General features: G+C 34.4%; 19 protein-coding genes. 6 read left to right on the top strand and 13 right to left on the bottom strand.

The genetic code is table 11. The features are described 5' to 3' along the window. Positions 1–155: 155 nt before the first annotated feature. From QO200_RS11345 to QO200_RS11320, 6 genes are all read right to left on the bottom strand, one after another. Positions 156–773: a hypothetical protein gene (locus QO200_RS11345; protein WP_371539972.1), complete on the bottom strand. Its 618-nt coding sequence runs from the start codon at positions 771–773 to the stop codon at positions 156–158. Then, on the bottom strand, positions 763–1,266 hold the full coding sequence (locus QO200_RS11340; protein WP_371539969.1) for an RNA polymerase sigma factor: 504 nt from the start codon (positions 1,264–1,266) through the stop codon (positions 763–765). The genes QO200_RS11345 and QO200_RS11340 overlap by 11 nt, the downstream gene beginning before the upstream one ends. A gap of 67 nt (positions 1,267–1,333) precedes the next feature. Next, positions 1,334–2,149 (bottom strand): TraB/GumN family protein, encoded by an 816-nt coding sequence (locus tag QO200_RS11335; protein ID WP_371539966.1) that lies wholly within the window; start codon positions 2,147–2,149, stop codon positions 1,334–1,336. Positions 2,150–2,202: 53 nt separating this feature from the next. Then, complete coding sequence (locus QO200_RS11330) at positions 2,203–2,403, bottom strand: hypothetical protein (protein WP_371539963.1); 201 nt, start codon at positions 2,401–2,403, stop codon at positions 2,203–2,205. 142 nt (positions 2,404–2,545) lie between these two features. After that, complete coding sequence (locus tag QO200_RS11325) at positions 2,546–3,703, bottom strand: aminotransferase class I/II-fold pyridoxal phosphate-dependent enzyme (RefSeq protein ID WP_371539959.1); 1,158 nt, start codon at positions 3,701–3,703, stop codon at positions 2,546–2,548. 60 nt (positions 3,704–3,763) lie between these two features. Beyond that, on the bottom strand, positions 3,764–5,584 hold the full coding sequence (locus tag QO200_RS11320) for a TonB-dependent receptor plug domain-containing protein (RefSeq protein WP_371539954.1): 1,821 nt from the start codon (positions 5,582–5,584) through the stop codon (positions 3,764–3,766). A 77-nt stretch (positions 5,585–5,661) separates the two neighbouring features. Here QO200_RS11320 and QO200_RS11315 point away from each other — a divergent pair, with 77 nt between their 5' ends. After that, positions 5,662–7,158, top strand: coding sequence for a PLP-dependent aminotransferase family protein (locus QO200_RS11315; protein WP_371539949.1), 1,497 nt, complete (start codon positions 5,662–5,664; stop codon positions 7,156–7,158). A 47-nt stretch (positions 7,159–7,205) separates the two neighbouring features. On the opposite strand, the gene QO200_RS11310 is transcribed toward QO200_RS11315, so the two are convergent. The 7 genes from QO200_RS11310 to QO200_RS11280 all read right to left on the bottom strand — a co-directional run bounded on the left by QO200_RS11310 (position 7,206) and on the right by QO200_RS11280 (position 18,250). Beyond that, positions 7,206–7,487, bottom strand: a complete 282-nt coding sequence (locus QO200_RS11310) for a F0F1 ATP synthase subunit epsilon (protein ID WP_371539944.1) — start codon at positions 7,485–7,487, stop codon at positions 7,206–7,208. 78 nt (positions 7,488–7,565) lie between these two features. Further along, positions 7,566–9,077: a F0F1 ATP synthase subunit beta gene (gene atpD / locus QO200_RS11305; RefSeq protein ID WP_371539940.1), complete on the bottom strand. Its 1,512-nt coding sequence runs from the start codon at positions 9,075–9,077 to the stop codon at positions 7,566–7,568. A gap of 260 nt (positions 9,078–9,337) precedes the next feature. Beyond that, positions 9,338–10,867 carry a G-D-S-L family lipolytic protein gene (locus QO200_RS11300; protein ID WP_371539937.1) on the bottom strand — a complete coding sequence of 510 codons (1,530 nt, stop codon included), beginning with the start codon at positions 10,865–10,867 and terminating at the stop codon, positions 9,338–9,340. A 31-nt stretch (positions 10,868–10,898) separates the two neighbouring features. Continuing rightward, on the bottom strand, positions 10,899–13,727 hold the full coding sequence (locus tag QO200_RS11295; RefSeq protein WP_371539934.1) for a TonB-dependent receptor domain-containing protein: 2,829 nt from the start codon (positions 13,725–13,727) through the stop codon (positions 10,899–10,901). A gap of 295 nt (positions 13,728–14,022) precedes the next feature. Continuing rightward, on the bottom strand, positions 14,023–15,870 hold the full coding sequence (gene glmS, locus QO200_RS11290) for a glutamine--fructose-6-phosphate transaminase (isomerizing) (RefSeq protein WP_371539931.1): 1,848 nt from the start codon (positions 15,868–15,870) through the stop codon (positions 14,023–14,025). 6 nt (positions 15,871–15,876) lie between these two features. Beyond that, positions 15,877–17,421, bottom strand: coding sequence for a DUF4270 domain-containing protein (locus tag QO200_RS11285; protein WP_371539928.1), 1,545 nt, complete (start codon positions 17,419–17,421; stop codon positions 15,877–15,879). A 16-nt stretch (positions 17,422–17,437) separates the two neighbouring features. Beyond that, a complete protein-coding gene (locus QO200_RS11280; protein WP_371539923.1) occupies positions 17,438–18,250 on the bottom strand; it encodes a glycogen/starch synthase in 813 nt (270 codons plus the stop codon). Between the two features lie 78 nt (positions 18,251–18,328). Here QO200_RS11280 and panC point away from each other — a divergent pair, with 78 nt between their 5' ends. The 5 genes from panC to QO200_RS11255 all read left to right on the top strand — a co-directional run bounded on the left by panC (position 18,329) and on the right by QO200_RS11255 (position 23,911). Further along, complete coding sequence (gene panC / locus QO200_RS11275) at positions 18,329–19,207, top strand: pantoate--beta-alanine ligase (protein ID WP_371539920.1); 879 nt, start codon at positions 18,329–18,331, stop codon at positions 19,205–19,207. A 14-nt stretch (positions 19,208–19,221) separates the two neighbouring features. After that, entirely contained in the window at positions 19,222–19,572 is a 351-nt protein-coding gene (panD, locus tag QO200_RS11270; protein ID WP_371539918.1) for an aspartate 1-decarboxylase, read from the top strand. A gap of 106 nt (positions 19,573–19,678) precedes the next feature. Beyond that, positions 19,679–21,040, top strand: a complete 1,362-nt coding sequence (gene radA / locus QO200_RS11265) for a DNA repair protein RadA (RefSeq protein ID WP_371539916.1) — start codon at positions 19,679–19,681, stop codon at positions 21,038–21,040. Between the two features lie 293 nt (positions 21,041–21,333). Continuing rightward, positions 21,334–21,747, top strand: a complete 414-nt coding sequence (locus QO200_RS11260; RefSeq protein ID WP_371539914.1) for a hypothetical protein — start codon at positions 21,334–21,336, stop codon at positions 21,745–21,747. A 202-nt stretch (positions 21,748–21,949) separates the two neighbouring features. Then, positions 21,950–23,911 carry a transglycosylase domain-containing protein gene (locus QO200_RS11255; protein WP_371539911.1) on the top strand — a complete coding sequence of 654 codons (1,962 nt, stop codon included), beginning with the start codon at positions 21,950–21,952 and terminating at the stop codon, positions 23,909–23,911. Positions 23,912–23,941 lie beyond the last annotated feature (30 nt).

Raw genomic sequence — 23,941 nt, 5'->3', positions numbered from 1 at the left:
AGCAACACACAAAAGTATCTTGATGAAAAACAGGAAGAGACACGCTATGTCAAGTGAACGTAAAAAGAGTATACAAAATCCAACACTAAATTAGCATTATTATACACCAGTTTATAAATCCTAAAAAAATGCCTGTCGAGTAGACAGGCATTTTGCTATTCTTCTTTTAATTCGTCAATTACTTTCTTGATTTCTTTGGCATACTTTCCATAAAAAAGTTCTGCATGTGCCTTTATAAGAGACCAACAGCCCGTTAACCACAAAACAAAACCAATTATCAGTCCAACAAACAGTATTTCTGGACTTTGCATACCTTCAACTATTTTTATGATTTTTTCCGTTTTTGAACCCAAAGGAATTAGAATCATATAAATAAAACCAAAAGGAATAGAAACAGTAGAGATAATTTTATAGACTTCCATAAATAATTTTATTTCATAATAGGTTTCATACAAATTGTCTTTTGTGCTAATATTTTTATTATTTACAATTTTATAAAAGTCTTTAATTTTTATTAAAAAATAGGTACTGACCATAACTGATATGAAATACACTAGGTAAAAAAGCACTAGATAATTCAAATTAAATTTAATAAATACTGGTACAAGCCCACACACAAGGATCAAGATTTGAAGGTAGGCCTCCCTTTTTAAACCTTTTTTTATATGAGTCAGGGGCATACTGGCTGATTGTATTTTTTCTAGATGATTTGGCACCCTAATTTCTCCTGTGTTTTCATTGTTCCACGCGTTCTGTATATCGTTAAAATCCATATCCTTGATTTTTAATTATTTCTTTTAATTTTTCTTTTGCTCTATTTAATTTCACTCTGGCATTCCCTTCAGAAATACCTAAATTGTCTCCAATTTCCTTATGCGAGAAACCCTCCAGTTGATAAAAAATAATAGCCTTATCTATTTTTTCTAATTTTTGAACTGCTTTATAAAAATGTTCAATTTGGCTTTCCTTAATCTCTGAATCGTCAGTTTCTTCTTTGATATTTTGAGATACGATCTCATATTTATCGACTTTTCTCTTTTCTTTCTTTAGAAAAACGATAGCTGTATTAATAGCCACCCGGTACATCCAAGTCGAAAACTGACTCTCGTTTCTAAACGAATCATACGATTTCCAAAGTTGGCAGACAATCTCCTGAAATAAATCCTGTTGATCATCGTGATTGTCCATATACATCTTAGAAACTTTATATAAAATTCCTTTGTGTTTTTCAATCCGGTTTAAAAATTCTGGTTCTTTCTCTTTCAAAATGGTATTAATTCAGAATAGGTTTAACGGTATACCCTTTTTTTCTCAATAGATTTATCACTCCTTGTTATCCCAATAAATGACCCGCTCCTACAGCAAAAAATGTGCTTTTATCTTTCATCATATTCGGCATATTAACAATCCAGTTTTCATTTCTCACATCTAATAACCATTTTCTGGTTTTTTCATTCATCACTTTAGGAGCCGTAATGTCTTTATATATTTCTGGAAGGTTTTCTTGAATATAATTTTGAACTAACTTTTTTGCATCATCATCATTTGACTCTTGCAACAGTGTTATCACCTCCACATCAGAATAAGCATTACTTAAAAAATCATTTTGCGATTGAAGTGTTTCAAAACCAGCAATACTTTTACTTGAACTTTTAGCCATTTCAATAAATTCCATTTCATACATTTTAATATCAGCGCAGCCAAAGGATTTCATAGTAATCAAACTCATTACTGCCATTATACTGAATTTATCAACTTGTTTGACTGTCATTCCTGTTCTCTTTTGCAACAAAACATCAAAATCATTTAATTGTTGCGGACTCAATGTTTTACTCAATGGTTCTTTTCCATATATAAATTGCTGAGCACTGCTTATTTCTTTTGGATCGGCTAAATTCACCTCTAAGACTAAATTGTCAGTAGAATCAAAAGCTTTCTTGGTTTTATCAGATAGAAAATAATCATTTCCACAGATCATATGAATCGTGCCATATAAATAAGAGGATTTCGATAATCCATTTCCTGAAATTTCCCATAACAGCGATTTTTCATTTAACGGTGCTGAGGCTGCTTTTTTTGCTTGTGCAAATACTCCGCTGGAAATTAACAATACTGCTACTACTGCAATTGATTTAAATAATTTTTTCATAATAATTTGATTGATGATTGATTTTTGATTTGATGATTGAAACTCGTTAAGAATTACTTACTATATTTTGATCTTAAGACCGAAAGTACGCCAGCCAAAAAGAAGCAAGACATCATCAATAACATTTCAAATTTTGGCTTGTCATAAACGTATTGGTTTACTACAGCATGGCCAAGTCCAATTGAACTGATAAAAATCATAACAGGTCCGAAATCATTTCTTTCGCTAAATTTTTTTGTTGTTACTGTTCTCATAATGGTTTTGTTTAATTTGATTACTACTCGTAAGTAATTAAACAAGTAAAACGTTACAAAAAATTTAAATTTATTTTTTGTAAGCTAACAAAAACTAGGGTTTGCACGATATTTTTTTTCGAAAAGGAATACGAAAAAAAGTCTATTGAAAGAGAAACTTGCTCAACAATCGCAACAGTTCGCTAATTTCTTCTGGAGAATTATAACTGTGCAAACAAAAACGAAGTCGTTCCTGCCCTTCGGGAACCGTTGGCGAAAGTGTCGCTTTCACATCAAATCCTTTTTCTTGTAGTTTTTGGGCTATAGATGTAACATTTTCTTTACCCGGAATGATGGCCGATTGTACTGCTGATTTACTGTGTACAAACAATTGTTTCAGTCCTAACATGTTCTTTTCCTGATTGAAATGAATGATGTTTTTGCGAAGTTGCGCTATGGTTTGTTGTTCTTGTTCTAAATGTTGATATCCAGTCAAAATCGCGGTAACGGAACAGAGCGAAAGCCCTGTGGTGTACTTAAAACTTTGATCCAAATTTACTAAACAATCCCTCAATTCAACCGAACCTACAATCGCTGCTCCCTCACATCCTAAAGCATTTTCGAAAGTCAAAATACGAGCAAAAATAGGGTCTTGCAAACCTGTCATTTGAACGAATCCTTCGCCTTTTGAACCAAAAACACCCAAAGCATGTGCTTCATCAACTACTAAATAACAATGGTGCTTATCTGAAATCCGCACTAATTCTTCCAGATTGGGACAATCGCCATCCATAGAAAAAACAGATTCGGTTACGATATAAATCCTTGTTGGGTCTTGGGTTTTAGGTCTTGGGTTTTGGATTAACCTTTCTAAATCTTCAAAATCATTGTGATTGAATTTACAGGCTTTGGCACTCGACAGTTGAATTCCGTCAAGAATAGACGCATTACACAATTCATCGTATAAAATCAAATCTCCTTTTTGAGGAACTGCACTAAAAAAACCAATAGTAGCATCGCAACCCGAATTGAAAATTAACGCTGTTTCGGTTTGATGGAAATTAGCAATAAAACCTTCTGTTTCCTGATACAGTTTGCGGTTCCAGGATAAAAACCGGGAACCGGTCGCTGCTTCTTCAATGCATTTATTTTTACTTAAATACTCCTGCCTGTCCTTAAAAATAATCTCTGACTGAGAAAAACCTAAGTAATCATTCGATGCGAAATCGATTAAATCATTGGGCAAAGCGCCTTTCTGCAAAGCATCGTTTTGTTCCTGTTGATTTAGTTCCGGCTGTATTGATTTTGAAAAACATTTCATATACCGAAAATATAAAAAGTCTGCCGATAATCTGGAACTTTAAGTTTAGATTGTTATTGTCTATCTAAAATTATATTGTACTCCAAACAATAAATTACCTTTTGGCATAGGAACTAAATTCGTTTCTGTATACTCCGTGTTGAAAATATTGTTGGCAAACAAAGAGAGCTCAAAAGCATTTAAAGCATAGGAAGCACCCAAATCTACAACTGAATATGAATCTCCAGCAATTCGTTCCGCATAACGATACGAAATCGTATTGCTGAAATTTTTCAGGAATTGCATATTGTAACTCCCCACAAACTGATTCTTTAGTGAATTCAAAGAATACTGTGAGAAAGTAAAGGTGCTTTCTTCTATATCATTCTGAATAAAAGAATAACCAAATTGTAACTTTTGAGCAAATGAATTAAGATTAAAGGTATAAAGCAGTTGCGTTTCAAAACCTTTGGTGGTAACATCCTGAATGTTTTGGGCTTGCCAGGGATCCGTAAGCTCCATTTTTACGTAATCAATTAAATGATTAGAATTGCGATTAAACACTGCCGCAGACACATTAAAATTAGAGGTATTCCATTTCAAACCAATTTCTTGCGAAAATGCTTTCTCAGGTTCTAAATCAGGATTACCTATCGTAGTTGGAGATTTATAATTCAAATCAGTAAAAGTTGGAATTCTGTAAGTATAACCCAAGTTACCATATACCTTCAGGTTATCAAGCAATTGATATCCAACATCTATACCTGGAAAAGCAAAAAATTTGAAGTCAGAAAAATAAGTCACAGCTACTCCCGGAGTAATATCTAATTTTTTATTGAACAATTCAATACGCTGCTCTAAAAACAAAGTACTTAGAAAACGGTTATTATCCCCAAGATTATTACTCGAAAGAAACACTTTAGCCGTTTCTATACCAAAGCCGGTAACACCGATATTTGACGTATACGATCCATTTAATTCTGCAGCAATTTTGTTTGAAATATGCAAATTCCTGTAAACAGACGGATTCTTCCTGATAAAAATATATTCGTCTTGATTACGTCTCCAATATACCTTTGGTTTCCAGGTAAAATTACCCTTTTTAATAATCGTTGAAAAACCAACTAAACTAGCATTAGTTTCCTCATATTGCTCAGTAGCTGCTGGCGAAGAATAAAAACCATTTGCCCCAAAGTTTTTTTCCGAAAGAGCAACCAACATCGTTATTGGCAATTTGTTTTTATTAAAAACACTCTTCAACACAAAATTCTGATTGTCAAAATCTGTATTATAGCGATAGCCATTCGATATGTTTTTTGAAAAGTGCAAAATATGATTGCTTTCATTCAAACTAACTCCTGCGGTAACAGCAGCACTAAATTGACCATAAGAACCCGCCTGAAGCCTTAATGAAGCATCATTATCAAGCGAATCCTTTGTAACGATATTGACAGCGCCGGTAAAAGCATTTTGACCAAATACACGACTTGCTGGCCCTTTTATAATTTCAATTCTCTTAATAACTTCAATCGGCAAAGCTAAATTCATCGAGTGATGTCCAGTTTGAGCATCATCTACCTTGAATCCATCTATAAGTAGCAGCGTTTGATCAAAACTTCCGCCCCGTATATATAAGTCTGCTTGCATACCACTAGTACCGCGACGTCTTACATCAATACCTGCAATTTGCTGCAAAGCATCGGCAACATTTGTCACTCCGGATTTTTTTATATCCTCGGCAGTAATCAACTGAATGGTTCTGGAATTTTCCTTGAAAGGCAAATCAATCCTACTGGATGTAATAACAACTTCTTCTAAGGTATCTGTCTTTTGTGCGTTTTCCTGTGCATTTACTATGAAAGAACAGATAAAAAAAAAGGCTGAAAAGTATTTCTTTTTCATTTATTAAAGTATTGAATTATTTTAAAACGTTGCAAAAGTAGTACCTTTCCGGACTACTAAAATAGTCCAGTTTTGAAATGATAGATAGTCCGGTTAATGCGTTGTTAAAAAGGCTGATCCACTTTGATAAATCAAGTGCCAGCCCTGTGTATATACAAATCTCCCAACAAATCATCAATGCTATTCAGCGTAGTTATTTAGCAGGAGGCTCTTTATTACCCGGAACTAGAATCTTTAGCCAATTAATACATGTGCACCGCAATACAGCCGTTGCGGTATATGATGAATTAGCTTCTCAAGGTTGGGTTGAAATAATTGCTAACAAAGGGACTTTTATATCAGTTCCAGAACAGAGAACAGCCACAATAAAAGCGGGTTCGAACCAATTAGGAGACATTTATAACTTTGCAGAAACAACTGGATTTCCCTTTCAGCCCTCTTTTCATTTATCATCAACGCAAGAATTTTCAGAAGCAAAGTATGAACTAAATGATGGGCAACCCGATTTAAGGCTACATCCCATTCATGAATTTTCAAAATGGTATGGCACTTCCATGAAACGCAAATCATTGATTTCGAAATGGAATCAAAATAAAAAAACAAGGTATTCTGTATTTGAAAACCAACTGTGTAATTACCTAAATGCTACAAGGGGACTTCACATAAAACCAAAAAATGTCATCAGCACCAGAAGTACAGAAATGAGTTTGTACATCATATCGCAACTTTTAATTCGCCCAAAAGATGTAGTTTTGGTTGGGGATCTGAGCAGTTATGCTGCCAACATGATTTTCCAACAATCAGGCGCCATTATCAAAACAATACCCATTGACGAACAAGGCTTAGATGTCGATTATATTAAAACACATTTTGTAAAAGGGGCAATTCGCTGTGTTTATATTTGTGCCAATCGTGATTATCCTACAACCGTTTCATTAACAGCAGAACGTCGCTTAAAACTGTTACAACTTGCAAAGGAATACCAGTTTGCCATTATAGAAGATGATTATGACTATGATTTTCAGTTTGAAGGCTTGGCTATGCTACCTATGGCCAGCTCTGATGCAAATGGAATGGTAATTTATTTGGGAAAGCTTGGGCAGTCTCTATTTCCCAGTTTTCAAACAGGATTTGTCGTAGCCCCAGAAAATTTAATTTCAGAAGCCAAAAACTACTTGCAAATGTTAGACCGTCAAGGCGATTTAACACAGGAACAAATGCTATCAGAACTGATTTATGAAGGTGAGATTCATCGATTGCTCAAAAAAAACATCCTAGTCTATAAGCAAAGACGCGATTTTTTATACCAATGCCTTGAAGAAAACTTTAAAGATGCTATCCGTTTTAAGAAACCAACGGGCGGTTTGGCAATATGGTTACAGTTTAATACAGTACTTCCATTGGTTCAACTTTCAGAACAAGCGCTACGCTATGATTTGTTTTTGCCTAAAACCATACTTTATCAAGACAAAGACACTTGCGCTATTCGTCTAGGCTTTGGCCATTTGAATGAAGAAGAAATAGAGATCATAGTAAAAAAACTGAAACAGGCTTATGATTCGACCTTAAAATAAAAAAGCCTAACAGTTAAGTTAGGCTTTCCTTATATATTCAAATTATTTTAGTCGACTAAAACAATTACTTTATTGTCTTTCATTTCTAAAGTTCCTGCAGAGATAGCTAATGTATAATTATCCGCATTTACTTTAGTAAACAATCCTGATGTTTCTTTATCAAACTCAAAACTAGCAGCAGTAATACTTACTATTCCTTTTTGAAGTAATGAAACTATTGGTGCGTGATTATTTAAAATTTGAAAACTTCCATCAACACCAGGTACAGATATTGAAGTTATTTCTCCTTTGAATAATGATGCTTCCGGCGATACTATTTCTAATAACATATTTTTGTAGTTAAAGGTTTAAAAGTTCAAAGTTTAAAGTTGCTTGTGAACCTTAAACTTTAAACCTTAAACTATTTTTTAAGCTTCTGCTAACATTTTTTCTCCTGCTTCGATAGCCTCTTCAATAGTACCTTTAAGGTTAAATGCTGATTCTGGCAAGTGATCTAATTCACCGTCAATAATCATATTAAACCCTTTTATAGTATCTTTGATATCTACTAAAACCCCTTTTAATCCTGTAAACTGCTCAGCTACGTGGAAAGGTTGAGACAAGAAACGTTGAACACGACGTGCTCTAGAAACAGCTAATTTATCTTCTTCTGATAATTCTTCCATACCTAAAATTGCGATAATATCTTGCAATTGTTTGTATTTTTGAAGAATCTCTTTTACTCTTTGTGCACAGTCATAATGCTCATCACCAAGAATTTGTGGTGTTAAGATACGAGAAGTAGAATCTAACGGGTCAACCGCTGGATAAATACCTAACTCAGCAATTTTACGAGACAATACTGTTGTTGCATCCAAGTGAGCAAACGTTGTTGCTGGTGCTGGATCTGTTAAATCATCTGCAGGAACGTAAACCGCTTGTACAGAAGTAATAGATCCTTTATTTGTAGATGTGATACGTTCTTGCATCGCTCCCATTTCTGTAGCTAATGTTGGTTGGTATCCTACTGCAGATGGCATACGACCTAAAAGTGCCGATACCTCAGAACCTGCTTGTGTAAAACGGAAGATATTATCAACGAAAAACAAAACGTCTTTCCCTTGATCTGTTCCAGCTCCATCACGGAAATACTCAGCAATAGATAATCCAGAAAGCGCTACACGAGCACGAGCTCCTGGTGGCTCATTCATTTGACCGAAAACGAAAGTAGCTTTAGACTCTCTCATTCCTAGCATATCAACTTTAGATAAATCCCATCCTCCATTTTCCATAGAGTGCATGAATTCATCACCGTATTTTATAATTCCTGACTCTAACATCTCACGAAGTAAGTCATTCCCTTCACGTGTTCTTTCTCCTACTCCTGCGAATACAGAAAGTCCACCGTGACCTTTTGCAATATTGTTAATCAACTCTTGAATCAATACTGTTTTACCAACACCTGCACCACCGAACAATCCAATTTTACCCCCTTTTGAGTAAGGCTCAATTAAATCAATTACTTTAATACCTGTGAATAAAACTTCAGATGAAGTTGATAGATCTTCGAATTTAGGAGCTTGACGGTGAATTGACATTCCGTTTTCTCCTGTTTTTGGTAAGTTTCCTAGACCATCAATCGCATCTCCAATTACATTGAATAAACGACCATAAACATCAGCACCAATTGGCATTTGGATAGGATTCCCTGTTCCAACTACTTCATAACCTCTACTCAAACCATCTGTTGAGTCCATCGAAATGGTACGAACTGTGTTTTCACCAATGTGAGATTGTACTTCAAGTACTAATAAAGTACCATCTTTTTTTGTGATTTCTAATGAATCATAAATTTTTGGAAGTTCAACATCTACGCCGTTGAAAACTACGTCAACTACTGGGCCAATGATTTGGGCAACTTTTCCTATTACTTTTGACATTACTTATGTATTTATTAAATAGCTATTTAGGTTTATGAAATAGAACTAACCAAAACTTATCGATTAGACCTTTTTATCAGGGTGCAAAGATAATTTTTTAAAATAAAAAATCAACACCTTTTTCTATAAAAACAAGAAAAAAATAATGCATTGTTTAAAAATCAATTTTCAACAAATAAAAACAGCAATATTTGGTTAAAAATAAAAAGCCATTCATCTCTCGACGAATGACTTTTATCTATTATTAAAACCCCACTAAATTAAAGCGAGCTTGGAAATAAAATTCTATAATTCCCTAGATCTACTTCTTTTAAATTAGAGCCATACGTGGCATTAATAGCACTAATGAATTTGTTCGCAAGCACTGCGTATCCTCTTGGAGAAGGATGAACACCATCTGTTGAAAACCCACCACCAGTAATAAAAGCACCCGTTACTGCAAATCCGTTTGCTGTAAATCCACCATTTGAAACCTGACTCAACAAAGCATTAGAATCAACAAAAGCTAAGCCTTTTGCCGTTGCAACTGCTTTAATTTTTGCATTATAAGCATCCGTAGCAGTTTTTACCAAAGCTACTTCACTTGCAGTTAAGGTCGATTTATCTTCCATCGGATAGGTCACTCCTATTGTACTATTGTCTACTGGATAACCTGCTTTTGTAGTCCCAATTAAACCACCTGCGGTTAACAATATATAATCTCTAGTTGCTGCCGCATTACTAGCATGACGGGCTTTACCATACAAATTTCCTAAAAACCCGGCAGTTGCTGCAGGGTACTTAAATGGAGCTGCTTGAAAAGCCGCAGTAAATAAGGCCGTAGCATCATAAGCTAACATTTCATCTGCAATTAACAATGGATTAGATGAACTTACAGTTAATGCCTGAAAACGAGCCGACTGCCCTACTGACGCCAACATACTATTCATAGCTCCAAATAATGGATTTAACGCCCCAACTTGCGAAGCGTTTAATGGCACAGGGTTTGCCGCTATATATGTAAAAAACGGCAAAGTATTCACATAAGGAATATTTGCCACAACTCCTTTTGCTCCTCCAGAAGTTAGCGAATTCACTAAGGCTTCATATGTAGCATCAAAACCAACTCCCGAAACTCCCGCTGAAGGAGTTATAGGGTTTGAGCCATCACCTCCAGTTGTAGCATAACCTAAAATATCATTATTTCCTATCCAAAGTGAAAAGAAAGTTGGCGCTTGAGACATTGCATAATCCAAAACAGAAGCAGCACCATCTTTTGGAGCAAAACGAACATAATAAGGATTCGCTGTTCCTGCTAGTATACCTAAAGGACTACCGTAAATTTTCGATAATAAATTAAAACTTTTTGCACCAGGAACGCCACAATTATTATACGGACCAGCAGCAGCTATGGAAGTTAAAATCTCTGTCGAAGGAGTTCCCGCAACTGCAACTGGCGCTCCTCCGCCAGTCGATGCTAATCTCGCTCCAGAAGCAATAGTTCCATTAATTTTAAAACCACCTATATTGTCAGCCATAAATGGGGTTTTAAATTCTCCACCACCAACTGTTGCAAATTTTTGTGCCATTATATTATTATAAGAAGATTTCTGACCTTCTACAAACAAGGCTCCATCTGAGTAACCTGCTGCCATTGAATCTCCTAATGAAACAACTTTAGAAAAATTAGCAGATCCCGCCGTTAAAGGTAATCCGTCAGATGAATTTGAAATTACCGTTACGTCATCATCACTATTACACGCTACAAAGCTTAATGAAACCAATAGTAGCCATTTGAAATTTTTTATCATGGTTGTATTTTTTTTTAAAATTTTAAAAGTATTACGGGTTAATTGTCCAAGAAGCAAAATATTGTTGTCCTATCAATCCAGCACCTAATACTTGCGCGTATTCTTTACCACCAATATTTGAAGCCCCTAACTTAAGTGTTGACTTTAATTTAGGCATTTCATAATTGATTTGAGCATCAATCACAGTAGCAGCATCGATCATACCATCGACCATACTAGATTGCCATAAATACGCACTACTATATCTTCCACTAACATTGAAACCAAAATTTTTGAATAATTTTTCGTTACCGAATGATGCTTTTACTTTGTTTTTTGGAGTATTAAAACCGGCTTCAAAACTTGGATCTTTTGCTTGATCATATTTAAATTCAGCATAGTTATAATTAACACCTACTTCAAAATCTCTATATACTTTTTTAGAAAGACCTATACCAAAACCAAGAGATTCAATCTCAACTTTAGTATTTGTATACAATTGAAAAGCTCTGAAATTTCCAGTTGAAAGAGCGTGTACAGACTGAAATCCTAGGTCTGTTGCACTTGGAGTAGCGTTTGGCGAATCTTGAGCCGTACCATATAAGGGCGCAACCACATTAAGATTCCCAATGAAATCATTATAAATATTATAATAACCATTAATATCTACTGAAACCCCTTCAATAAGTGAACGATACCCTAATTCAAAAGCTTTTACTTTTTCTGGTTTAACATAATCAACATTAGTTTTCTTCAACAATGTAGGATTTCCAGCTGCTGAAAATGCAGCAACCGATGTAGCCGTATAAGAATTATTATAAGCATTCAACCCATTAATCGTAACAGTTGAACCACCAGCAAATGCCTGACCTGTAGCTGTTGAAACAGGAAGAACTTCGCTAAATCTTGTTAAGTTATCCGGAGCTGACCCTAATAAAACTGCACTACCTACATCAAAACCGATGTATTGATCTTGAGTAGATGGATTTCTAAAACCGGTTTGAAATGAAGCTCTAAAATTATGCCTTCTACTTTCACCACCAGAATATACTAAAGAGACTCTTGGAGAAACATTCCCATCAAAATTTTGTGCTTTATCATAACGCATAGATCCAGTAAATTTCAACCTGTCATCCATGAATTTTTTTGTTAACTGCGTATAAACTCCATACTCATTGTACAATATAGGTCCATCTTTATCAGTATAAATTCTACCGTGCGAATTTAGCTGGTATTCTCTATAAGAACCACCTACTTGAATTTCAGCAAATTTGATAAGATCTTTAAAGTTATAATTAGCATCTGAATGATATATCTTCGAATTGTCAACCAATTTAGACCCCGAAAGCACACTTGCTTCATTAGTCACTTTATCAAAAGCAGACTTAAATGCAGCCGTGCCAGGAATTAACCTTCCCGTATCTGCAGCATTTCTTGCAGCAATATGTGCATTTTCAGGTGTTGAACCAGCTAAGGTAGCACCAGCATAAGTTGCTGCATACTGCCCAAACCAAGTTTTATCATCTTTCCAAACTCTATTAATATTAATCCCAGTAAAAAGCATGTCATAAGAATTTCCTCCATCTTCTGTAGTAGTATATCCTCTCACGAAAAAGTTTTTACCTTTCACCTCTAATTTATGTTGTTGCATAAAAAAGTTATTCAAGTAATACCTATTCGCACCTTGATAAACCGCATTTCCATAACCAAACTTACTTTGCCAAATAACTTCCAAATTTTCGTTTCCAAAAGGTCTATAATGTAACGAAAAGTCAATCTTAGTATTACTAGCCTTATTATCCGTTAGATCAGTTTCATTATACCCAGTTCTACTTACATTATAGTTAGGAAGTATATTATTAAACGCTGTATATTGCGACTGAGTGATAGCCCCCGCACTAAACAGTCCTGCAGCAACTCCTTTTATATTTGTAGTAACTTCATCACCATAAACATTTATACCGTCATAATTCACATGACTCCTATCTCTTCCCGCAACAGTCTTGTCATCGTAGTTCGTAGCATACCAGTCCGTACCACGCATATAGGTAAAGTTAGCTTTTGCAGCTAGCTTAGGACTAAATGCATGCGCCATTCTAATTCCATAATCAACATAGTCGTTTGAACCAGCCGCTTTTTGACTCGTTTGTCCAAATTTTGCGTAAGCAGTAATTCCTTGGCTTGTAAATGGACTTTTACTATTCATAAATAAAATACCATTAAATGCATTTGCACCATATAAAGCAGAAGATGCCCCAGGCAGTAACTCTACACTTTGAACGTCAATTTCTGAAATTCCAATCATATTTCCCAATACAAAATTCAATAAAGGAGAAGCATTATCCATTCCATCAACCAACTGCATAAAACGCGTATTTGCTACAGTAGCAAAACCACGGGTATTAATAGACTTAAAAGAAAGACTACTAGTATTCATCTGCACTTCTTTCATGTTTTCTATACCGTCATAAAAAGTAGCAGATGCCGACTTTTTAATATCAGCAATTCCCATTCTTTCGATGGTAACAGGAGACTCTAAAACTCGTTCAGGAGTTCTTGAAGCCGAAACTACAATTTCATTAAGCAGGTTCGACTCATCTTTTAAAATAACATTCACCTTTTGGTTCTTTGATGAAATAGTTACTTTTACAGAAACAAATCCAACACTAGAAATCTCAACTACATAAGGTAATTGGCTTGTTGAATTTAAAGTAAACTTCCCCTCCCCATCAGTAATTGTGCTGGCAGTGCCTCCAACAATCCTAACGTTGGCTCCAATAACTGATTGCGCGTCACTGTCAGTAACCGTGCCTGAAATTGAATTTTGAGCAAAGCTTAGGCTGCAAAAAAACAATGTTAATAAAAGTAAATAAATTTTCATTTGGTTAGTTTTTTTTATGATTAGTGCTACCAAAATACAAATATTTTTGATATCAACATCAAAATGAGTAATTAATTAAATATACGGTAATATATTTAGATGATTTTAACACAATTGCATCAATATGATTTTTATATTATAACACGATATATTGTTAAAAAAATACAAAAAACTATGCACGCATAAGGAAATCAGCCAAAAATTGAATTAATCATAAAAATGTGTCTTTTTGACTTTATTCCATAAAAAAAGCGAGATAAATATCTCGCTTTTAAAATCTATTGTAAAATACTGCCTATTCAACAGTTACTGATTTTGCTAAATTTCTTGGTTGATCTACATTACAACCTCTCATAACTGCTATATGGTATGATAATAACTGCAATGGTATTGTTGTAATCAATGGAGACAATGCATCTGAAGTTTCAGGAATTTCAATTATATAATCTGCTAATTCTCGAACTTGAGTATCTCCTTTAGTAACAATAGCAATAATTCTACCGCTTCTTGACTTAATTTCCTGAATGTTACTTACGATCTTATCATAATGACCTTGCTTAGGAGCAATAACCACGACGGGCATTTGCTCATCAATTAAAGCAATTGGCCCATGTTTCATTTCGGCTGCAGGATAACCTTCAGCATGAATATAAGATATCTCTTTAAGCTTTAAAGCGCCTTCTAGTGCCACTGGAAAGTTATAACCACGTCCTAAGTACAAACAATTAGGCGCGTCTTTAAAAGTAGCTGCAATTTCTTTTGCGCGATCATTAGTTTCCAATGCTTCTTTAACTTTCTCAGGAATCAACTCTAACTCTTGTAAATACATATGGAAATCCGAAAGAGATAATGTTCCTTTGGCTTTTGCCAAACGTAAAGCAATCATGGTCAAAACTGTAATTTGAGTAGTAAAAGCTTTAGTAGAAGCAACACCTATTTCTGGTCCCGCATGTGTATAAGCACCTGCATGAGTTTCTCTTGAAATAGAAGAACCTACTACATTACACACTCCAAAAACAAAAGCTCCTTTCTCTTTCGCTAATTTAATAGCAGCCATTGTATCAGCCGTTTCACCAGACTGTGATATAGCAATTACTACATCATTACTATTGATAATGGGATTTCTATATCTAAACTCTGAAGCATATTCTACTTCAACAGATATTCTTGCAAACTCTTCAAAAATGTATTCAGCAACTAATCCCGCATGCCATGATGTACCGCATGCAACAATAATAATTCTGTCTGCGTTTAAGAATTTTTCTAAATTATCCTCAACACCAGCCAATTGAACAATTCCCTCATTAGCATGTAATCTTCCTCTATACGTATCTTTAATTACACTAGGCTGTTCGTATATCTCTTTCAACATGAAATGATCATAACCCCCTTTTTCAATTTGCTCCAAATTCATTTGAAGTTCTTGAATATAGGGATTAACCAAAGAATCGTCTTTAATTTTTCTTACTTTCATGTCTTTATGCAACCTAATAATAGCCATCTCGCCGTCCTCTAAATACACCGCATTTGAAGTATATTCTATAAATGGAGAAGCATCTGAAGCAATAAAATACTCGCCCTCGCCAATACCAATTGCCAGCGGACTACCTAAACGAGCCGCTACAATTTCATCTGGATTTTTTTTATCAAAAACAGCAATCGCATAAGCACCCACCACTTGATTAAGCGCAATTTGAACTGCTTTTCCTAATTTAATATTATCTCTTTTTTGTACTTCCTCAATAAGATTAACAAGTACCTCTGTATCTGTATCTGAATGAAAAACATACCCTCTTTTAATTAATTCTACCTTTAAGGGAGCATAATTCTCAATAATTCCATTATGAATTATCACTAAATTCCCAGAATTAGAAAGATGAGGATGTGAATTTACGTCATTAGGAACACCATGTGTCGCCCAACGCGTATGTCCAATCCCAATTGTTCCATTAGTTGTGATTTCTTTTGAAGCTCTTTCTTCAAGATCCACAACCTTTCCCTTTGTCTTGCATAATTTGATGTCATCACCATCATATATCATGACACCTGCGCTGTCGTATCCTCTGTACTCGAGTCTTTTTAATCCTTTTATAACTATAGGGTAAGCTTCTCTATGACCTATATATCCAACAATTCCACACATACTCTTTTAATTAGGTTTTGTATAATAAATTTCTAATTTCAATCTTTTATCATCAGCAACTGCTGCGCTACTACCGTAAAAAATTGTTCCTAATGGACTCATAACTGAAGCCTTAGGGAATTGCGAAATAACACCACTTGTTGATCTTAACTTATATGAACTTATGGTATTGATGTCTTCTGTAACTACTATACCTAATTTTACATTTGTAGAATCGGCATTTTTAATTAAATTTCTAATATGATTTGTAATTCTTACTTTATAAGTATTGTCTTCCGTTTTTTCTGTATTTAAAATACCTCCAAAAACAGCTTTTCCAGCACTTCCATCATTATAATAATCTACAATAGGACGATTATTATTTAAATCATATAGATAGATACGATTCGGTTTAGCCGCAGTTCCTAAAGCAGTAGGGTCAACATGGAAAACAATACTAGCTTCATTTATCAACCATCCGCTATCTCTAATTGTTTTTAATTCAGTTGTATTAAAAATTTCCAAAACTGACATCGAACCTTCACCACCTTTTATATATAATTTCGAGTCTCCAAGTGTTGTATTAATATTAGCAGTATTTGTCGCATTAGCATACGAAGTATTTGTATTACTTTGCTCTAATAAGCTTACTGAATTTCCTGTAAGTTTAAGTACAATCGACTTTTCAATTCTTGTAGCATCAGAATCAGATGTATCCTCTTTATATTTAATAGTAATCTTACCTTGTCTAAAGTCTAACAAAGCCATATTAGAAGAACTACTTCCTGATTTCTCAACTTGAAAATATAATCCTCTAAAGTATTCTTTAAAAACATCATTAGTCACCAACTTACCTGAAGCCGAGGCATCAATAATTTTTGTTTTAAAATAACTAGTATTCAAATCCAAACGCATTCCTGGAGCAACGCGAGTAATCACATCTTTCCCGTCTGTAGTTACTGTAGTTTTATACTGAGCAGCACTAAAGAAAAAAGCATCATTTTGACTTTGATCCAAAGAGCTATTCAAACGACTACCTACCTTAGCAGTATTGAAATCAGAATTTTGATTAGTATAATATTTTTGAGCTTCCTGAAAATTAGCATTAGGATCTAAATCCCTCATAAAGTAACCTGACTCGTAAACACTCAACTTAATTTTACCAACTGAAGGACCTTGAATTGAATCCAACTCATACGTTCCATCCCCACTAGCATCAGTAGCGGTTAATGTACTGAAATACGGGATTGTTAAAACAACACTTTCAATTACTGGATTCTTGCCAATCGTTGGATTAATAGTTTCTAAAACGATTTGTGTTGCAAAACTTGCAGTCGTTGTTCCAAAAGCAGGGTTGTCATAAATCCCTAATGCATTTACAGCAAGATTATTGGATTGTATAGGCCCAACTTTTTGATTATAAGCAACAACATTAGATGTATATTTTACAAAATCAAAATGGTTATCCCCTATTAAACCATCTCCAATTGAATTATAATCTTTATCACAAGAATAAAGAAAAACAACACAAGCCACTAATAGAATTTTCTTAAAAAAAGAATTATTGTACATATTCGATAATAAAAGTTTAAATTGATAGAACCACGTCTCTATAAAAGTTAGAATACGCTTCCGCGAATTCATCTTTAGGGACGAAAGGTAAAAAAGGTTTTCCTGAAGATTCTATAAATTTTGTTAAACTTGGAGACAGACTATCTGAAGCAATAATAACAGCATCAGAATGCTTAATCGTTGCTTTAATAATACTTTCATAATCCGGCGTTTCTAAATCAGCAATAGCATCTAAAGGAACTCCGTCAAGTTTTATTTTATTTATCATTTCTGCATCTAAAGTTCCTTCAAAAGACTGACTATAAACAGAAGTAACGATTTTTGTATCAGAAAACAACGCTTCGTTTTTATAATAATGTTTCATATAGATAGGCAACATTGCTGCCATCCAGCCATGAACATGAATAATATCCGGAACCCAATTCAGTTTTTTAACCGTCTCAACTACTCCTTTTGCAAAGAAAATCGCACGCTCATCATTATCTGCATACATCACACCTTCTTCATCAGCAAATGTCGCTTTCCTTTTGAAATATTCATCGTTGTCAATAAAGTAAACTTGAATCCTCTCTTTAGGTATGCTAGCCACCTTTATTATCAAAGGCATATCCAAGTCATTTACAACCAAATTCATCCCTGAAAGCCTAATTACTTCATGTAACTGGTGTCTTCTCTCATTAATATTCCCATATCTCGGCATAAAAATTCTGATTTGCCCACCCTGATCATTAATCATCTTTGGCACGTCGTAAGACATTAAAGAGACCTCGTTCTCAGCTAAGTAGGGCACCACTTCAGATGATACATATAATATCCTCTTATCTTTCATATTGTAATTTGCTTAATTTATTGGTAATAAAAACCATGCAAAATTACAAAAATTTATGCAGTTATTAACTAATATATTATGTTTGCATTAAATTTAAACAAAATGCCCATGCCTATTTTCTATGGAAAAGCAGCTTTGATAGACTATTTGAAATCTATTAAGACTCAAAAATCTACCATTGGTTTCGTCCCCACGATGGGTGCATTACATCAAGGACACCTTTCCTTAATGCAACAGTCATTGACTGAGAACAACACTACCGTGGCTAGTATTTTTGTAAATCCCACTCAGTTTAACAACCCTGAAGACTTATCAAAATACCCAAGAACATTAGAGGCAGATATAGATAAAATAAACGGATTAAGTACTGATATTATTTTATATGCCCCCACTGTAGATGATATTTACGAAGGAAAAGTACTATCCCAAGCTTTTGACTTTGCTGGATTAGAAAATCAGATGGAAGGAAAATTCAGACCAGGCCACTTTGATGGAGTAGGAACAATCGTAAAACGTCTTTTCGAAATCGTAACGCCTACAAATGCATATTTTGGAGAAAAAGATTTCCAACAGTTGCAAATCGTAAAAAAGATGGTCGCTAAAAACACGCTTAACGTCAATGTTATAGGATGCGATATTTATAGAGAACGTAGCGGTCTCGCTATGAGCTCCAGAAATGAGCGATTAACTGATCAAGAGCGATCAGATGCGGCTCTAATTTTCAAAACATTAAATCTCGCCAAAGAAAAATTTAAAACAAACAGTGCAACAAAAGTGACAGAATGGGTAGCCAAATCATTCGACACAAACAATTCTTTTGACTTAGAATATTTTCAAATTGCAGATGAAAAAACACTCAAACCTTGTTTAAGAAAAAGTAGCACTAAAAAATACCGCGCTTTTATCGCGGTTACCATCAATAACATAAGATTGATTGACACCATTTCATTAAATTAATTTACTTTTGTAGTATGCAAATTCAAGTATTAAAATCAAAAATTCATCGGGTAAAAGTAACCGGAGCCGATTTAAACTATATCGGTAGCATTACTATTGATGAAAACCTGTTAGAAGCCTCAAATATAATTGAAGGCGAAAAAGTTTCCATTGTAAATATCAATAATGGAGAACGCTTTGAAACTTACGCCATAAAAGGAGAGCGTAATTCAGGTGAAATAACTCTAAATGGACCTGCCGCAAGAAAAGTCCAAAAAGAGGACATTATCATTATTATCTCTTACGCTACCCTAGAGTTTGAAGAAGCAAAAACCTTCAAGCCCTGGATTATTTTTCCAAATGAAAAAGACAACTCATTGACTTAAAATAAAGTCATAGACAATTTAACGCTTTTTATAAAAAGACAATGGAAGTAATTCCACTGTCTTTCTTTTTTTAATTTAACTTTGAGATTTAATTCCTTTAATCCTTATGTCGAAAGTAAAAACTTCTTTTTTCTGTCAGAATTGTGGCGCCCAATATGCCAAATGGCAAGGACAGTGTAACTCCTGCAAAGAGTGGAACACCATAGCCGAGGAAATCATCCAAAAACAAGAAAAAGTAGCTTGGAAAAGCGAACCAACTGCAACAAGTAAAGCACCCAAGCCTTTAAAAATAAATGAAATCGATTCTACTCAGGAAATCCGTATGGATACTACTGACTCTGAATTAAACCGAGTACTAGGAGGCGGAATCGTTCCTGGTTCCCTAATATTATTAGGCGGCGAACCCGGAATAGGGAAAAGCACATTATTGCTTCAAATTTCGTTAAAGCTACCCTACAAGACTTTATATGTTTCAGGCGAAGAAAGCCAAAAACAAATAAAAATGAGAGCCGAAAGAATCACTACTTCAAGTGAAAATTGCTACATCCTTACCGAAACGAAAACGCAAAACATCTTCAAACAAATTGAAGCTATTGAACCCGAAATTGTAATAATCGATTCGATTCAAACGCTACATACTGACTATATTGAATCTACAGCAGGAAGCATTTCCCAAATCCGGGAAACAACAGCTGAGCTAATCAAATTTGCCAAAGAAACGAATATTCCCGTTATTCTGATTGGTCATATTACCAAAGACGGTAATATTGCCGGTCCAAAAATATTGGAACACATGGTCGATACTGTTTTACAGTTTGAAGGAGACCGCAATCATGTCTACCGTATTTTACGGTCCTTAAAAAATCGTTTTGGTTCTACGGCAGAAATAGGAATTTATGAAATGTTAGGAAGCGGACTACGTGAAGTCTCAAACCCATCTGAGATATTGATTTCGCATAAAGACGAAGAACTTTCAGGAACTGCGATTGCTTCTACCCTAGAAGGTATGCGTCCGTTAATGATCGAAATCCAATCCTTAGTCAGCACTGCCGTTTACGGAACACCTCAGCGCAGCACAACAGGTTATAATGCGAAACGCCTCAATATGATATTGGCCGTTCTGGAAAAAAGAGCTGGTTTTAGGCTTGGCGCCAAAGATGTATTTCTAAACATAACGGGAGGAATTTCTGTAGATGACCCAGCTATCGATTTAGCTGTGGTAGCTGCCATTTTATCCTCTAATGAAGACATCCCAGTAAACAAGGATTTTTGTTTCGCTGGAGAAGTAGGACTATCAGGAGAAATTCGTCCTGTAAACAGAGTAGATCAGCGCATTCAAGAAGCCGAAAAATTAGGATTTTCCACCATTTTTGTATCCAAATACAATAAAATCACATTAAAAAATACCGGAATAAAAGTGCAACTTGTGGCAAAAATAGAGGACGTAGCCAGCATGTTATTTGGGTAACAAAACATTCATGACTAAAAGCAAAACTAAAATACTGTTATAGCAGCATAATACTCTTTGTTTTGATATTTAGTTATTTACCTGTTAATTTTTAAGTTATTCTTAATTTATATCGTATTTTTATAAAACGAACCTGTTTTTCATTTCAAAGACCATAAAGCGTTGGCATTTGATAAAAAAGGGTTAGAATTTATCAATCTAAAAGCCATTTTAGAATAGGTATTTAATATCATTTTTCTTTTTAAAATTAAAATTCTCTACTATAATTAATAACATTATTAAACGTATAAAAGATGAAAAAGCAAACAGGTATTTGGATTGACTCAACAAAAGCAATCATCGTAACTCTTGAAGACGGAAAGGAAGCAGTTAGTGAAATTCAATCCGATCTTGAGAATAGGGTATATCATGATAAAGAAGGCGACAAAGGGAGCTTCTTTGGCGGTCAACATATTGATTCTCAAAAATCCTTTGACGAAAGAAAGAAACATCAAATCAACAACTATTTTAAAGACATTATATCCACTGTTAATGAATCTGATGAACTTTACATTTTTGGACCTGCAGAAACAAAAACGAAACTCCAACAAAAAATTAATGATGAAAAATCGACTATTGCAAGTAAACTTAAATCTGTTGAAACGGCGGATAGCATGACTTCCAATCAGATTATTGCCAAAGTAAAAAAATTCTACAATCAAAAATAATACTACTTACCGCACAAACATGGCAGTATTTAAAATATAAAACATCCTGTTAAAAAACTACAATAAATAATACTGTAGTTTTTTTTTATGTCCAAAATTAAAATTTGAGTCCTACCCAATAATTATTCGAATTAAAAAAAGAGAGTAACATATATTCATTTAAATTTGTTTCTCAATCGATTATTAAAATAGTCTACAATTTATGAAAACTGGAAAACAGAAAATAATTTTACTTCTGAAAGTACTTATAGTATTCCTACTACTAATTACTTTTGGTTTTTTTATTTTTAGAGATTCTATTTTGCAGCAAGCAATCGGAGGCGTTTCATCAAAAATTGAACAAAAATACAACAGTAAGTTATCTATAAAAGAAGCTTCTTTTGACGGATTTTCAGGAATAAGCCTGACTGAAATCACCTTAGTTCCTAAAGATGCAGATACATTGTTTAGCATTCAAAAAATGAAAACCAGTATTAATTTCTGGCATTTATTACTGGGTAATGTACAACTAGGTACTCTGGAAATTAAAAACGGAATGGTACAACTCACGCAGAAAGGGAATGTGAAAAATTTTGCCGCTTTCCTCAAGAAAGACGATGAGGAATCTACTACCAATAACAAGAGAGATTATGCCGCTTTTGCTTACAGAATTATTTCGAAAGCCTTAAACCTTATCCCTACAGATATGAGCATCGAAAACCTGAAGTTCAAGATCGATGATAATGGCAAAAAAGCAACTATCGACATTAAAAAATTAGTCCTTTCTGATAAAGAGCTCGAAACTTCAATAGATGTTCAAACCAATACTTTTGCGCAGCACTGGAAAATTAGCGGTTTTGCCGATCCACGAAATAACAAAGCAGACATTAGAATCTTTAATAAAGATACCGGAGCAATCAAAGTACCGTATTTTGATGAACGATACAATCTAAAATCTAGCTTTGATTCGATTCGGTTAAATATTGAAAATATCGATAAAAGCGGTGGTGAATTGCACATTGATGGTTTCACCTCCATTACAAACTTTAGAATGAACCACCCAAAAATAGCCAGCAAGGATGTCGTAATTAAAAACGCACGGTTTGACTATCGTTTCTTAATCGGTTCCGATTTCATATCAGTAGATAGCAGTTCCACGGTCCAATTCAATCAGGTTAAATTCCGCCCCTACATTTCCTATGATACAGAAGCTGACACGATCTACAAACTGAACGTGGTTATTCCGAAAATGAAAGCCCAAGATTTCATCTCCTCACTACCTAACGGATTATTTACCCATTTTCAAGGAATGCAAGCCGAAGGGACTTTTGATTATAAACTGGATTTTAAATTCAATAAAAATAAACCAGACCAACTTGTTTTTGATAGCAATATCAATAAAGAAAATTTAAAAATAACTAAATACGGAGAAGCCAACCTAAACAAGCTCAATGGCGAATTTATTTACAGAGCGATTATAAAAGATGTGTTGCAACGCCCAATTTTAGTAGGTAACGCTAATGCAAATTACACGCCGATTAATCAGATTTCACCCTACTTAAGAAAATGTGTTTTAACAACAGAAGACCCCTCTTTCTTCTCCCATCACGGATTTATAAACGAAGCATTCAAACAGTCGATTGTCAAAAATATAAAAACAAAAAAATTCTCCCGTGGCGCTAGTACCATAAGTATGCAATTAATAAAAAATGTTTTTCTAACCCGTGAAAAAACAGTTTCTCGAAAACTAGAAGAAATTTTATTGGTTTATATTTTAGAAAACAACCGCATCGTAAGCAAAGAACGCATGCTCGAAGTTTATTTTAATATTATCGAATGGGGACCTAACATATATGGGATAGGCGAAGCCAGCCGCTTCTACTTCCAAAAAAGCCCTTCTGAACTAACGTTCAACGAGTGTTTATTTCTGGCTCGAATTATACCTAGCCCTAAAAAATTCATGTATCAGTTTGATGACCAAGGCAAGCTGAAATATTTTGCCATTAAACAGGAATCATTTTTAACGAACATCATGACTAAAAGAGGGCTACTAAGTATTGACGACACGATTTACAAATCACATCCCCTACGTATTTCAGGTGCTGCAAAATCATATCTTCGATTAAAAGAACAAGATTCAATCCCACTTGACACGCTGTCAATTAATGAAGAGTTTGAGTTCTAAACAAGAAACTCCTTTAAACACAAAAGCCCA

This window comes from Flavobacterium sp. Arc3, assembly GCF_041431375.1.
Lineage (GTDB): Bacteria > Bacteroidota > Bacteroidia > Flavobacteriales > Flavobacteriaceae > Flavobacterium.
Note: the sequence above shows the minus strand (reverse complement) of the source record. Positions and strands in the feature narration are given on the sequence as shown.

What these genes read in the sequence shown, in the direction of transcription:
- QO200_RS11345 (WP_371539972.1), bottom strand. Translation starts at nt 773, where the DNA reads ATGGATTTTAACGATATACAGAACGCGTGGAACAATGAAAACACAGGA.
- QO200_RS11335 (WP_371539966.1), bottom strand. Translation starts at nt 2,149, where the DNA reads ATGAAAAAATTATTTAAATCAATTGCAGTAGTAGCAGTATTGTTAATT.
- QO200_RS11330 (WP_371539963.1), bottom strand. Translation starts at nt 2,403, where the DNA reads ATGAGAACAGTAACAACAAAAAAATTTAGCGAAAGAAATGATTTCGGA.
- QO200_RS11325 (WP_371539959.1), bottom strand. Translation starts at nt 3,703, where the DNA reads ATGAAATGTTTTTCAAAATCAATACAGCCGGAACTAAATCAACAGGAA.
- QO200_RS11320 (WP_371539954.1), bottom strand. Translation starts at nt 5,584, where the DNA reads ATGAAAAAGAAATACTTTTCAGCCTTTTTTTTTATCTGTTCTTTCATA.
- QO200_RS11315 (WP_371539949.1), top strand. Translation starts at nt 5,662, where the DNA reads ATGATAGATAGTCCGGTTAATGCGTTGTTAAAAAGGCTGATCCACTTT.
- QO200_RS11310 (WP_371539944.1), bottom strand. Translation starts at nt 7,487, where the DNA reads ATGTTATTAGAAATAGTATCGCCGGAAGCATCATTATTCAAAGGAGAA.
- atpD (WP_371539940.1), bottom strand. Translation starts at nt 9,077, where the DNA reads ATGTCAAAAGTAATAGGAAAAGTTGCCCAAATCATTGGCCCAGTAGTT.
- QO200_RS11300 (WP_371539937.1), bottom strand. Translation starts at nt 10,867, where the DNA reads ATGATAAAAAATTTCAAATGGCTACTATTGGTTTCATTAAGCTTTGTA.
- QO200_RS11295 (WP_371539934.1), bottom strand. Translation starts at nt 13,727, where the DNA reads ATGAAAATTTATTTACTTTTATTAACATTGTTTTTTTGCAGCCTAAGC.
- glmS (WP_371539931.1), bottom strand. Translation starts at nt 15,870, where the DNA reads ATGTGTGGAATTGTTGGATATATAGGTCATAGAGAAGCTTACCCTATA.
- QO200_RS11285 (WP_371539928.1), bottom strand. Translation starts at nt 17,421, where the DNA reads ATGTACAATAATTCTTTTTTTAAGAAAATTCTATTAGTGGCTTGTGTT.
- QO200_RS11280 (WP_371539923.1), bottom strand. Translation starts at nt 18,250, where the DNA reads ATGAAAGATAAGAGGATATTATATGTATCATCTGAAGTGGTGCCCTAC.
- panC (WP_371539920.1), top strand. Translation starts at nt 18,329, where the DNA reads ATGTTTGCATTAAATTTAAACAAAATGCCCATGCCTATTTTCTATGGA.
- panD (WP_371539918.1), top strand. Translation starts at nt 19,222, where the DNA reads ATGCAAATTCAAGTATTAAAATCAAAAATTCATCGGGTAAAAGTAACC.
- radA (WP_371539916.1), top strand. Translation starts at nt 19,679, where the DNA reads ATGTCGAAAGTAAAAACTTCTTTTTTCTGTCAGAATTGTGGCGCCCAA.
- QO200_RS11260 (WP_371539914.1), top strand. Translation starts at nt 21,334, where the DNA reads ATGAAAAAGCAAACAGGTATTTGGATTGACTCAACAAAAGCAATCATC.
- QO200_RS11255 (WP_371539911.1), top strand. Translation starts at nt 21,950, where the DNA reads ATGAAAACTGGAAAACAGAAAATAATTTTACTTCTGAAAGTACTTATA.